At 66.9% G+C, this 12,342-nt stretch carries 10 protein-coding genes and 1 pseudogene; 4 read left to right on the top strand and 7 right to left on the bottom strand.

Annotation, left to right across the window (positions count from 1 at the left end; all coding sequences use genetic code 11):
• On the top strand, positions 1–1,017 hold a 1,017-nt coding region (gene ftsY, locus LPZ50_RS14150; RefSeq protein WP_268903407.1), incomplete at its 5' end, for a signal recognition particle-docking protein FtsY.
• Positions 1,018–1,262: 245 nt separating this feature from the next.
• Here ftsY and LPZ50_RS14155 read toward each other — a convergent pair.
• From LPZ50_RS14155 to phnD, 5 genes are all read right to left on the bottom strand, one after another.
• Positions 1,263–2,906: a CYTH and CHAD domain-containing protein gene (locus tag LPZ50_RS14155; RefSeq protein ID WP_230662112.1), complete on the bottom strand. Its 1,644-nt coding sequence runs from the start codon at positions 2,904–2,906 to the stop codon at positions 1,263–1,265.
• 213 nt (positions 2,907–3,119) lie between these two features.
• Positions 3,120–3,944 carry a phosphonate ABC transporter, permease protein PhnE gene (gene phnE, locus LPZ50_RS14160; RefSeq protein ID WP_230662113.1) on the bottom strand — a complete coding sequence of 275 codons (825 nt, stop codon included), beginning with the start codon at positions 3,942–3,944 and terminating at the stop codon, positions 3,120–3,122.
• Complete coding sequence (gene phnE, locus LPZ50_RS14165) at positions 3,941–4,813, bottom strand: phosphonate ABC transporter, permease protein PhnE (RefSeq protein ID WP_230662114.1); 873 nt, start codon at positions 4,811–4,813, stop codon at positions 3,941–3,943. Before phnE (LPZ50_RS14165) ends, phnE (LPZ50_RS14160) begins: the two co-directional genes overlap by 4 nt.
• Positions 4,801–5,571 carry a phosphonate ABC transporter ATP-binding protein gene (phnC, locus tag LPZ50_RS14170; protein WP_230662115.1) on the bottom strand — a complete coding sequence of 257 codons (771 nt, stop codon included), beginning with the start codon at positions 5,569–5,571 and terminating at the stop codon, positions 4,801–4,803. The genes phnE (LPZ50_RS14165) and phnC overlap by 13 nt, the downstream gene beginning before the upstream one ends.
• A 2-nt stretch (positions 5,572–5,573) precedes the next feature.
• Entirely contained in the window at positions 5,574–6,578 is a 1,005-nt protein-coding gene (gene phnD / locus LPZ50_RS14175) for a phosphate/phosphite/phosphonate ABC transporter substrate-binding protein (RefSeq protein WP_230662116.1), read from the bottom strand.
• Positions 6,579–6,898: 320 nt separating this feature from the next.
• Between phnD and LPZ50_RS14180 the strand changes: the two genes are divergently transcribed.
• From LPZ50_RS14180 to LPZ50_RS14190, 3 genes and pseudogenes are all read left to right on the top strand, one after another.
• On the top strand, positions 6,899–7,510 hold the full coding sequence (locus tag LPZ50_RS14180; RefSeq protein ID WP_230662117.1) for a glutathione S-transferase family protein: 612 nt from the start codon (positions 6,899–6,901) through the stop codon (positions 7,508–7,510).
• Between the two features lie 58 nt (positions 7,511–7,568).
• A pseudogene (locus tag LPZ50_RS14185) lies at positions 7,569–9,635 on the top strand (pyridoxamine 5'-phosphate oxidase family protein).
• A 56-nt stretch (positions 9,636–9,691) separates the two neighbouring features.
• Positions 9,692–10,585 carry a LysR family transcriptional regulator gene (locus LPZ50_RS14190; protein WP_230662118.1) on the top strand — a complete coding sequence of 298 codons (894 nt, stop codon included), beginning with the start codon at positions 9,692–9,694 and terminating at the stop codon, positions 10,583–10,585.
• Between the two features lie 11 nt (positions 10,586–10,596).
• Here the strand turns inward: LPZ50_RS14190 and LPZ50_RS14195 are convergent, their stop codons facing one another.
• Both LPZ50_RS14195 and LPZ50_RS14200 read right to left on the bottom strand, forming a co-directional pair.
• On the bottom strand, positions 10,597–11,412 hold the full coding sequence (locus LPZ50_RS14195) for an IclR family transcriptional regulator (protein ID WP_230662119.1): 816 nt from the start codon (positions 11,410–11,412) through the stop codon (positions 10,597–10,599).
• Positions 11,409–12,203: an HAD-IIB family hydrolase gene (locus LPZ50_RS14200; protein ID WP_230662121.1), complete on the bottom strand. Its 795-nt coding sequence runs from the start codon at positions 12,201–12,203 to the stop codon at positions 11,409–11,411. The genes LPZ50_RS14195 and LPZ50_RS14200 overlap by 4 nt, the downstream gene beginning before the upstream one ends.
• Positions 12,204–12,342 lie beyond the last annotated feature (139 nt).

Below are 12,342 nucleotides of genomic sequence, written 5' to 3' on the forward strand. Positions count from 1 at the left end.
GCCGAAGCGCCATCCGCGTCCCCCCAGCCTGCCGAGGCCGAACCGGCAGCGGCAGTGCCCGCCCCGGCGGTGCCGGCCGAGGCCGCGCCTTCCGAACCTGCCAGGAAAACCTCGTGGCTGGGCCGGCTGAAGCAGGGCCTTTCGCGCACCGGGCAAAGCCTGGGCGGCTTGTTCGTGGGCGTCAAGGTCGACGAAAACCTGTTCGAAGAACTCGAATCGGCGCTGATCATGGCCGACGCCGGCCTGGAGGCCACCGAGAAGCTGCTGACGGCGCTGCGCGCGCGCGTGCGCAAGGAACGCATCGAAGATCCGGCCAAGGTCAAGGTTGCCTTGCGCGAACTGCTGGCCGACCATCTGCGTCCGCTCGAGCGCGGTTTCGACCTGCGCCGCGCCGCGCCGCTGGTGGTGATGATCGCCGGGGTCAATGGCGCCGGCAAGACCACGTCCATCGGCAAGCTGGCGCACACATTCCAGCGGCAGGGCGCCAGCGTGCTGCTGGCGGCGGGCGATACTTTCCGCGCGGCGGCGCGCGAGCAGCTCATCGAATGGGGCAGCCGCAACAACGTCAGCGTCATTGCCCAGGAAGGCGGCGACCCGGCCGCCGTGGCGTTCGATGCCGTCAATGCGGGCCGTGCGCGCAGCGCCGGCGTGGTCATGGTGGACACGGCCGGCCGCCTGCCCACGCAGCTGCACCTGATGGAAGAACTGAAGAAAATCCGCCGCGTGATCGGCAAGGCCGATGGCGCCGCGCCGCACGAAGTGCTGCTGGTGGTGGATGGCAACACGGGACAGAACGCCCTGGCGCAGATTCGCGCCTTCGACGCCGCCATCGAACTGACCGGCTTGGTGGTTACCAAGCTGGACGGCACCGCCAAAGGCGGCACGCTGGCGGCGGTGGCCGCCGGCAGCCAGGGCGTGCGCCCGGTGCCGGTGTACTGGATCGGCGTGGGCGAAGGCATGGAAGACCTGCAGCCCTTCGTGGCCGACGAATTCGCGGCGGCGCTGCTGGCGGATTGACGCGGCACGCAAGGGGACGGCTGGGCCAACCGGCGCCCGGCCGTTACCAGGTGTCTGACTCCCATGGCACTACCTTAAGCTGCCGCGGCGAGTTTTCGCCGGCATTGCCAAGTGTCCGGCTCCCGTCAGGGTGCCGGACACCGTCCAACTGAGACTGTCGTGGGATACCACGGTGTCTGGCACCCTGGCGGGAGCCAGACACCCGGCCATCTGACTCGGCCGCAACTGCGCCTGCGCGCCGCGGCTTATTTCCAGAACGGCTTGGTGTCGGCCAACTGGTCGAAGGCTTTCTGGGCTTCTACCGTCAGTTTGTCCAGCCGCGCGCTGATCCAGCCCAGGGCGAACCAGGCTTGCGGCTGCGTGGCCGTGCATGCCTGGTAGTAGTCCTTGGCCATGGCCAGGTCGTTGATCTCGCCCAGCAGGTCCTGCACGGCCGATAGTTGCTTGCGGTAGCCGCGCAGTTTGGCCTGCGGCAGCAGCGACTCCGCGAACGACAAACCATAGCGCAGGCGCTTGCCGCGCTTGCGCAAATCGTGCCGCGCCGGGATGTCCAGCGTCATGAACTGAGTGCCTTGCGCGGCCACTTTGCTGTGCCAGCGATGCAGGCGCTTGGCCAGCAGCCTGGCCAGGGGCTTGGGCTCGTTGTCGGGCAGCATCGGGATGATGGTGGGCGTGACCGAGGGCGCCGCGCCGGTGCCGTCCAGCCGGAACGAGGGTTCGGGCGCCGTGTCGGATGGCGCAATGGGCGCCGGCGGAGCCGCGGGGGCGGCGGGCTGTACGTCCAGGCTCCATTCCAGGGTGTCTAGCAGCCAGCCCTGGAAGGCCTTGCTGGCGGCGATGGCCTGCGAATCGATGTCTGGAGGCGGGGCGTCGAAGTTGATGACCGGCATGCCGGCCTTCAACAATACCGGCGTCACGGTTTCGTTCAGCACGTCCTGGTCGCGGTTCTGGCCGAAGGCCGAGAAATGCGTGCGTATGCCATGCTGCACGGCGGCGGGGGCCGGCGCGACCCAGCCGTCGAACAGGCGCCAGGCCGAGCGCAGGCGGCGCATGCCCACCCGCAACTGGTGCACGTGTTCGGAATGGCCGGCGGGGTACACCCCCAGCGTATCCACTTCGGCCAGCATGGCGGCATTGCGGGCCACCTGGTCCAGGCATTCGGCGGCCACCCGGCCCATGGCCTGGGGCGGCGTCATCGCTTCGTCCAGCTTTACCGACGAGGCGCCGCGCGGCGCCCAGAAACGGGCGATGGCGGTGCCGCGGCGCGCCTGCATGTCTGGGTCGTCGGCGTCCAGCGTGGCGAGTTCGCTGGCCAGGTTGGCCAGCGCATCGCCGCGTTCGGATTTGCTGCGCGCATCCAGCACCAGGCCGTGGCGCTGCTGCCAGCGGCGCGCCACCGCGAAAATGGCCGCCGGGCGGCCCGACAGCAGTTCGAATTCCAGTTCGGAAATGGGCAGTTCCAGCGAGCCGGCCCGCAGCACCCCGGTGTCATAGGCCAGTTCAATCGTGCCGTAGCGGCTGCGCACCCGGCGCAGCTGGCGCTGTACATCGGTTTCGTAGCGCAGGCCCAGGTCGCCCTTGATGGCCGACAGCGGCCCTTCGAATTCGGTGCCGGCGTACACCGACAAGTCCAGCACCGGGCCGGGCCGCGGATGATTGACCTCGATGCGGGTGATGGCGTCGGCGCCGGGCGCCTTCAGCGTCTGTACCCAGTCGCGGCCTTCCTGGCGCAACCGCAGGGCGATGCGCGCGCGGGCCAGTTCGCGGGTGGGGGTGTCGAAATACAGGGCATGCAGGCGGATGCGCGCGGCGTCGCCCTGGCGGACTTCCTGCTGAACCGCGCGACGCGCGGCAGCCGGGACGTGCAACTTCAATTCTTGTTCTGACATGGTCCGCGACCGGAAGCTAAACACCTGATAGTACTCAAGTGGCCCGGAAATTTGATGACCTGTCATGAAAGGTTCATCTGGCGGCAGTCCGTGCTGGGGTCTGGCTCCCGCAGGGGCCCGGCCCTGTCGGGTCGAGCCTGCGCACACATCGGTGTCTGGCACCCTGGCGGGAGCCAGACACCCGGGACTATTCCACCCCAGATAGCCGGCGGCCTACAGGATGCGCTTGCGCGCCTGGGTGATGATGATTTCCGCCGCCACCACCACTGCGAAGATCGCCACCAGCACCAGGGCAACCCGGTCCCATTGGAACAGGTTCATCGCCGTGTCCAGCGCCATGCCGATGCCGCCGGCGCCCACCAGGCCCAGCACGGCGGATTCGCGCACGTTGATGTCCCAGCGCAGCAGCACGATTGACCAGAATGCCGGCCGGATCTGTGGCCAATAGCCATACCACAGCACCGAGCCCTTGCTGGCGCCGGTGGCGGTCAGGGCCTCGACCGGGCCGCGCTGCGCCTCTTCGATGGCTTCGCCCACCAGCTTGCCCACGAAGCCGATGGACCGGAACGCAATGGCCAGCGTGCCCGCCAGCGGGCCCGGGCCGAAAATGGCGATGAACAGCAGGGCCCACACCAGCGAGTTGACCGAGCGGCTGGACACCAGCACCAGCCGGGCCAGTTGGTTGACCAGCCGATTGGGCGTCAGGTTGTTGGCGGCCAGCAGCCCCACCGGTACGGCCAGCACCACCGACAGGATGGTGCCCAGCGTGGCGATGTGCAGGGTTTCCATCAGCGGGCCCTGCACCCCTTCGGCGTAGTGCGACCAGTCGATGGGCCACATGCGGCTGAGGAGATCGCCCATTTGCTGGGGGGCGTCGTACAGGAATTCGGGAATGACCTCGACGCTGCGCAGCGCCTGCACCACGGCGGCTACCACCAGCAGGTACAGCGCGAAGCGCAACAGCCGCTGGCCCATGGTGTAGCGCTGCCAGCTGCGCGGATATCCCGCCTGGTTGGCAAGTGTCGTAGAGGCGTTCATTCGTCGGCCTCCGGGCGTTGGCGCGCCTTGCCGCCCAACCCGCGCGCCGCATCGAAGCGGCGCTGCAGGATCTGGTCGAACCCCAGGTTGTCGAGGAAAACCGCGCGCACGAAACGCGCCAGCAGTTCACCCAGCATGATGATGGCGATGAGGGTCAGCAGGATGGCCGCCACGAAGTCGTAGTCGAAGCGCTGGAAGGCCGAGAACAGCGTGCCGCCGATACCGCCCGCGCCCACGATGCCCACCATGGTGGAATTTCGCAGGTTCGAATCGAACTGGTAGGTGGCGAAGCCGATGAAGCGCGCAAACACCTGGGGCAGCACGCCGAACAGGATGACATTGGCGAACGAGGCGCCGGTGGCCCGCACGGCTTCCACCTGCTTCAGCGAGATCTCCTCGATGGATTCGGTGAACAGCTTGCCGATGAAGCCCACCGAGGCGACGGCCAGGGCCAGAATGCCCGCCAGTGCGCCGAAGCCCACTGCCTTCACGAACAGGATGGCCACGATGACAGGGTGCAGCGAGCGGCATAGCGCCACGATGGCGCGCGCGGGCCACGAGGCCCAGGCCGGCATCAGGTTGCGCGCGCCCAGCAGGCCGATGGGCAGGGCGATGATAATGCCCAGCACCGAGGCCAGCACCGCGATTTCCAGGCTTTCGGCCAGGCCCTGCCACAGCGTGCCGGGCTGCTGGATGTGCGGCGGGAACATGCGGCCCAGCAGCGTGGACGCGTGTCCCAGGCCGCTTTGGAAGCGTTCCATGCTGAAATCGAGCTGGCCGGCCGCGTAGATGGCGTACGCCAGGATCAGCAGGCCGCAGGCCTTGGCCTGCCACGACAGCGCGAACGGGCGGCGTTTTACTGCAGCCACGATTCGCCTCCGTAGATGGCCTTGAGCGTGGTTGTGTCCAGGCCCTGGCCGTCGCCGTCGTAGACAATGTTGCCGCCCGACATGCCCACGATGCGCGTGGCGTAGCGCCGGGCCAGTTCCACGTCGTGGATATTGACCAGCACCGGGATGCCGCTGGCGCTGCCCTGTTCGGACAGCAGTTCCATGATTTCCACCGAGGTTTTCGGGTCGAGCGACGACGTGGGTTCGTCGGCCAGCAGCAACTGCGGGCGCTGCATCAGCGCGCGGGCAATGCCCACGCGCTGGCGCTGGCCGCCCGACAGGGCGTCGGCGCGCTGGTCGCCGAAGCCGTCCAGGCCGACCACGTCCAGCAGTTGGTAGGCGCGTTCGATGTCATCGGGCTCGAAGCGGCGCAGCCAGGCCTTGAATGCCGAGCTGTAGCCCAGCCGGCCCGTCAGCAGGTTTTCCATGACGGTCAGGCGTTCCACCAGGTTGTATTCCTGGAAGACCATGCCGATGCGGCGCCGCGCCTGGCGCAGCGCCGTGCCGCGGATGCCGGCCAGGTCGACGGTGTCGGCGCCGGTCTGCAGGATGATCTCGCCGCGGGTGGGGTCGATCAGGCGGTTGATACAGCGCAGCAGCGTGCTTTTACCGGTACCCGACGGGCCGATGATGGCGGTGAGCCCCTGGCCTTCGACGTGCAGGTCGATGCCCTTGAGCACCGGCCTGCCGGCCCGGTATTCCTTGACCAGGCCGGCAATGCGTAAAGAAGTGGTCATGCTTACTGCTTGCCCTTGCTCTTGGCGGTTTCGCGGTCATAGCCCGCGCGGTTGAAGCGCTCGCCGCCGGATTCGGCGACCTGGCGCACGATGGCCCAGTCTTTTTCGTACGTGACAGGGTAGAAGCGGTCGGCGCCGTCGAAGGCTTCTTTCATTTCGTCGGGGAAGCGGAAGTCGTAGAAGCACTTCAGCATCTTGTCGCGGAACTTCGGTTCCAGGTCGTGCGCGTAGGCGAATGACGAGGTGGGGAATTTCTCGCTGGTGTAGATGATGCGGAAATCTTCTTCCTTGACCTGGCCGCGTTCGGCCATGCGGTGGAACACGTCGGACGCCACGGCGGCGGCATCGTAGTCGCCCGAGTTCACCCCCATGACGGACTGGTCATGCTTGCCCGAGAAGATGATCTTGTAGTCTTTGTCGGGCACCAGGCCTTCCTTGGGGAACAGCGCCACCGGGGCCATGTGGCCCGAGTTCGACGACGGCGAGGTATGGGCCAGCTTCTTGCCCTTCAGGTCGGCCAGCGTCTTGTAGGGGCTGTCTTTCTTGACGATGACGATCAGGTTGTAGCCCTGGAAGCTATCTGCGTAGCCCTTGACGGCAAAGGGCACCGCGCCGGCGATGTTCACCGCATAGGCGGTGGGGCCGGTGGAAAAGCCGCCCACGTGCAGGCGGCCCGAGCGCATGGCTTCGATTTCGGCCGCGTTGCTTTGCACCTGGTAGAACACCACGCGCTTGCCGGTGCATTCGCTCAGGTATTCGGTGAAGGGCTTGAAAATATTGGCGTACACGGCCGGGTCTTCAACCGGCGTGTAGGTGAACACCAGCGTCGACGGCGTCTTGAGCTTGTCGGCATCGGTGGGGGTGTCCGCGACCAGGTCTTTGTTGGCGTCGCAGTACATTTGGTCCAGGTCGCCGCGGTTGGGGCAGGCGTCGGCAGCGTGGGCTGTTTGCAGGCCGAATGCCATGGCGATGGCGGCGGCCGCTTGCAACAGGCGCAGGGCGGGCATGGTGGGTCTCCTCGTGCAGTGTTTGAATATGACTTGACACTAAATATTCAAACACAAAAAAACGAAACCGCCCAGATGGGATATCACCTGTTTTTGTTTTCGCGTTGTTTTCGTGTTCTTTTCGTTTTCTTCTATTTATTTTCGTTTTGGGTGAAAAACAGGTGCGCGAGATTGCCTGGCGCCATTGCGGCGCGCCGCCCGCCCAATTATTTCTGTAAACGAAATTAAGAGATGAAGAAATAACGGATTCTGTATTTTCGAAGGGCTAATTAAGCTTCAAGTACGGCCCGGCAACGGCCCGGCCATTCTTGGAGATCCCGATGAAACTCTTTGACTTTCCGCTATCCGGACACGCGCATCGCGCCCGCCTGTTCCTTTCGCTGCTGGGCTTGCCTTATGAACTCGTGGCGGTAGACCTGCCGTCCGGGCAGCACAAGACGCCCGGGTTCCTGACGCTGAATCCATTCGGCCAGGTGCCCGTCCTGGACGACGACGGCATTGTCATTGCCGATTCCAATGCCATCCTGGTCTACCTGGCCAGGAAAACCGGCCGCACCGACTGGCTGCCGGAAGATCCGCAAGGGGCGGCCGCCGTACAACGCTGGCTTTCCGTGGCCGCCGGCGAGCTCGCATACGGGCCCGCCGCGGCCCGCCTGGTTACTGTTTTTGGCGCGAAATTCAACCCGGAAGAGGTCATCGCGCGGGCGCACGTGCTGCTTGCCAGGTTGGAGCAACACCTGGCCGCCCGCGAATGGCTGGTGGGCGGCAACCCCACTATCGCGGACGTGGCCATATACAGCTACGTGGCGCGGGCCCCCGAAGGGAACGTGGATCTTGCCGCGTATCCGGCAGTGAACCGCTACTTGCGCCGGATCGAAGCCTTGCCCGGCTTCGTTCCCCTGGCCAGTACCCCCGCCGGGCTGGCTGCCTGACGCCCGCCGCCCACGCTTATGCATCGCGCGGCGCCGCCGCGCCGCCAAGGACACTGAAATGGCCGGGAAACTATCGAAGCTGCCCGTCTGGCATGAAGGAGAAACCCTCATCCAGGAAAGGGCGGGCGTGGCCTCGCGCATGCGCGAGGTCGGCCAGCGGGTCGTGCGCGACCACATGCCCGACCAGCATCGCGAGTTCTACGCCCAATTGCCGTTCATCGTGCTGGGCAGTGTCGATCCCGACGATGACGCCTGGGCCACGATCCTGGCCGGCAAGCCGGGCTTCATGTCATCGCCCAGCCCCACGGTGCTGGACATCGGCGCCGCGGCCGAGGCCAACGACCCGGCAGGGGCAGGCCTGCGCGCCGGCGCCCCCGTCGGGCTGCTCGGCATAGAAATGCATACCCGCCGCCGCAACCGCATGAACGGCATGATTGCCGGCACCGGCGGCGGCCTGCACGTCCAGGTGGACCAAAGTTTCGGCAACTGCCCGCGGTACATTCAATTGCGCGATTTCGAGTTCGTGCGCGATCCGGACCAGCCTTGCGCGGGTCCGCGGGAAGACCTGGCGCGGCTGGACGCCCGCGCCCGTGCCCAGATCGAGGTGGCGGACACGTTCTTTGTCGCCTCGTATGCCGACCGCGCCGACCGCCGGCAGGTGGACGTGTCCCATCGCGGCGGCAAGGCCGGTTTCGTGCGGGTATCCGACGACGGGCTGCTGACCATACCGGACTTCGATGGCAATCTGTTCTTCGCCACGCTGGGCAACTTCGTGCTGAATGGCAGGGCGGGGCTGGTGTTCGTGGACTATGAACGCGGCGATGTGCTGCAAATGACCGGCGACGCGGAAGTCATCCTGGATTCCCCGGAGATCGCGGCCTTTCAGGGGGCGGAGCGCCTATGGACTTTCCGGGCCCGGCGCATCGTGCGCCGCCGAGACGCGCTTGCGTTGCGCTGGCGGCCGCGGCCGGACGGCTGGTCGCCCAACTCGTTGATGACCGGCGACTGGGCGCAGGCCGCCGGCCGTCTGCGCGCGCGTGAACTGGCCACGCAGTGGCGGCCCTTGGTTGTTACCCGGGTGTGCGACGAAAGCCCGTCCGTCCGGTCGTTTTATCTGGAGCCCGCCGACGGCCAAGGGCTTGCGCCCTACCTGGCGGGCCAGCATCTGCCGATACGCGTGGCGCTTCCTGGGGCGGCAGCCCCCGCGATACGCGCCTACACGCTTTCGGGTGCGCCATCCGATGGGGAGTACCGCATCAGCGTGAAGCGCGAGGGGCGGGTCTCGCGGCACCTGCACGACCGGCTGCGGGTGGGCGATACGATCGAAGCCCAGGCCCCGGCCGGGGCATTCACACTGGACGCCCGCGCGCAGCGGCCCGCGGTGCTGCTTGCCGGCGGCATCGGCATTACGCCCATGCTTGCCATGCTGCGCCATATTGTTTATTAAGGACAGCGCACGCGGCGCATGCGCCCGGTGATCCTGTTCCAGGCAGCGCGCCGCAAGGCGGACCGCGTGTTCGACACAGAGTTGTCCCGGCTGGTTGCCTCGGCGAATGGCGCGGTGGTGCTGGTACGCGTGCTCAGCGACACTGCCGGCGCCGAGGCGGGGCGCGATTACGACGCCGCGGGGCGCATCGATATGGCGCTGCTGACCCGGTTCCTGGCGTTCAACGACTATGACTTCTACCTTTGCGGGCCCCCGGGCTTTGCCCAGGGCCTGTACGATGGCCTGAGGGGTTATGGCGTTGCCGATCTCCGTATTCATGCCGAGTCGTTCGGGCCTTCATCGCTGGCGCGCAGCCACGAAGCCGGCGCCATGCCGGCCGCGGGCCCTCGCGCTTCATCGTCGCCCGTATCCGTGGCCTTTCTTGAATCGTTGAAAGAGGCGCGCTGGACACCGGCATCGGGCACCTTGCTGGACCTCGCGCAAGCACGCGGGCTGAATCCAGACTTCAATTGCCGCACGGGTACTTGCGGCACCTGCCGGACCAGGCTGCTCAAGGGCTCGGTTGCTTACCTTAGGACGCCGGCAGCCACGGTGGCCGACGACGAGGTGCTGATCTGTTGCGCGGTGCCCGCCCAGCAAGAGCATGCCGAAGACGGCCGCCTGCAGCTTGCGCTTTGATGCCGCGCATTGCGGTACCCTACGCTCTACGCGTACCGCGCGCGGGAGGCGCACAGGTGGATCGTTGGCAGGCAATGCGCATCTTCGTCAAGGTGGCCGAAACCGGGAGTTTCGCCGGTGCGGCGCGCCAGTTGCACCTGAGCGCGCCCGCCGTGACGCGGGCCATCGCGGCCCTCGAAGACACGGTAGGCGCGCGGCTGTTCGCGCGCACGACGCGGTCCGTGAAGCTGACGGAGCCCGGCCGGCGCTACCTGGACGATTGCACCCGCATCCTGGCGGACATCGCCGAAGCCGAGGCCGCCGCGGCAGGCTATTACGCCGCGCCGTCGGGCACGCTTGCCGTCACTGCCTCGGTGCTGTTCGGGCAGATGCATGTGCTGCCCATCCTGCACGAGTTCCTGGCGCGTTATCCCGCGGTAAGCGGGCGGGTCCTGTTCGTAGACCGCCCGGTAAACCTGATCGAAGAAGGAATCGATGTCGCGGTACGCATCGGGCGCTTGCAGGACTCCGGCTTCGCGGCGATCAAGGTGGGTAGTGTGCGGCGGGTGGTATGCGGTTCGCCGGCCTATTTCCAGGAATATGGCGTTCCGCGGGCCCCGGCCGATCTCAAGCGCCATCGCATTGCGGCGCCCACGGGCGCCTGGGCGTCGCCCGAATGGCGGTTCGCCGGCGACCACAAAGTAACCATCCAGAATTGGCTGCAGTCCAACACTAACGAGGTGGCCATTGCGACGGCGACGGCCGGACTGGCTTTGACGCGGGTACTGCATTACCAGGTCGCGCCTGCCTTGCTGAACGGAACACTGCAAATCGTGCTTGCCGACCACGAAGAGCCGCCACTGCCTATTCACGTGCTGTATCCCGAGGGGCGGCAGGCGCCGGCAAAAGTCCGCGCGTTCGTGGACCTGGCGGTGGAGCGCCTGCGCGGCGCGCAGACGTCGTTGCCGTAGGCCGGATACAACTACCTGCGATGCCCCAGCTTGCGCGAGATTTCCCGCGCGCAGGCCAGCAGCGGTTTGGCAATGCTGCCGTCCCAGGCCACATCGAACAGGCCCGTGGGCCCCAGGGCCGTCAAGGCCAGTACTACGTTGCCAGTGCTGTCGAACACCGGTACGGACAGCGCGTCCACACCAGGCAAGGGGTTGCCGATGGCCCGCGCCATGCCGTGCACGCGGATGTCCGCCAGGCGCGCCTCGATATCGGCGTACATTACCTTGCGCGGCGGCTGTTGCCCCGCGATGACGGCGGTGTCGCCTTCTTCGCGGGCGATGTAATGTTCGGCCACCTTCGGGGGCAGCCAGGCCGCGAACACCAGGCCCGTGGCGGTGTGCAGCATGGACATCACCGTGCCCTTGCGCATGTTCACGTGCACCGGGTAGCTGGCCTCGGTCATGTGGATCATGGTGGGGCCGTGCGAGCCCAGCACGGCAATGCCCAGGGTATGGCCGATGCTGGACTGCAGCGTGGCGATCTCGGGCATGGCCACTCGTACCGGGTCCAGCCGCTGCAGGCTGACCAGGCCCATCTGCAGGGCGAACGGGCCCAGTTCGTACTGGCCGGTGATGGCGTCCTGCTGCACCAGCCCCACGCGTATGAAGCTGACCAGATAGGGGTGCGCCTTGGCCGAGGTCATGCCGGCCGCGCTGGCCAGGTCGCGCAGGGTCAGCGGCTTGCCCGCCTCGACCAGCGCCGACAGCAGCGGAAAACCCACTTCCACCGACTGGATGCTGCGCCGGCCGTCGGAGGGCTTGGCGGGGGCGGGGCTGGCGGTGTTCATGCCTGGTGCCCGGCGGCGCGCGCCTGTAGCAGCCGGTTGGCCATTTCGACGAAGCCACCGCCGCCATGGTGCGCGGCCACGTAGGCGGGGCGCTTGGCCAGCCGGTGCAGCAGGGCCTGGATGTTGGCGACGCCGACGGAAACGGGAAAGAACGCGAACATGGGCTCGTCGTTGGGAGAGTCGCCGATGAACAGGCAGTTGGGCAGTTCGCGGTCGATGTCCAGGTCCAGTTCGCGCTCGAACAGGGTGCGGGTCATGGTGAGCTTGTCGTAGTCGCCGAACCAGCCGTTCACATGGATGGAACTGACTTTGGCCTGCGCGCCCGCATCGTGGAAGATTTCCACGATGCGCGTCACCGCCGCGTCGGGCAGGGCGGGCACGTCTTCGCAGAAGTCGATGGCCAGGTCGGCCACGCGGTAATCCTGGTCGCTGGCGACGGCCGCGCCCGGCACTTCGCGCAGCACGCGGTCGCGTATGGCGTCCAGCCTGGCGCGGTTCAGCGCGCGGGTGCGGGCGTCGGCCCAGTAGTGGGCTTTCATGCGGCGCGCGGCGCGGTCGTAGGCGTAATAAAAGGCCCCGTTTTCGCCCACCACGGCGCGCACCGGCCACATGCGGGCGATGTGGTCGCACCAGCCCGCGGGCCGGCCGGTAATGGGCACCACCATGATGCCGGCCGCCTCCAGCCGTTCCAGGGCCGCATACGCATCGGCTGGCAGCCGGCCATCGGTGGTGAGCGTGTCGTCGATGTCGGTAAGCACGATGCGGACTGCGGCGGCAACCGCGGTGGACATGGTGGAGAGAGGGTGCATGGGGCTGTCGGGTGTTGTTTGTTGTTTTGGGGAGGGTCTTTGGGAGTTTACTGGTTTGGGGGGTGGGGTTCGGGTGGCGGTGCGGAGTTCTTGAGACGTCGGGGCGGGAGCCTGGCCGGGG

The organism is Bordetella petrii (assembly GCF_020991325.1).
GTDB classification, from domain to species: Bacteria; Pseudomonadota; Gammaproteobacteria; order Burkholderiales; family Burkholderiaceae_B; genus Bordetella_A; species Bordetella_A petrii_E.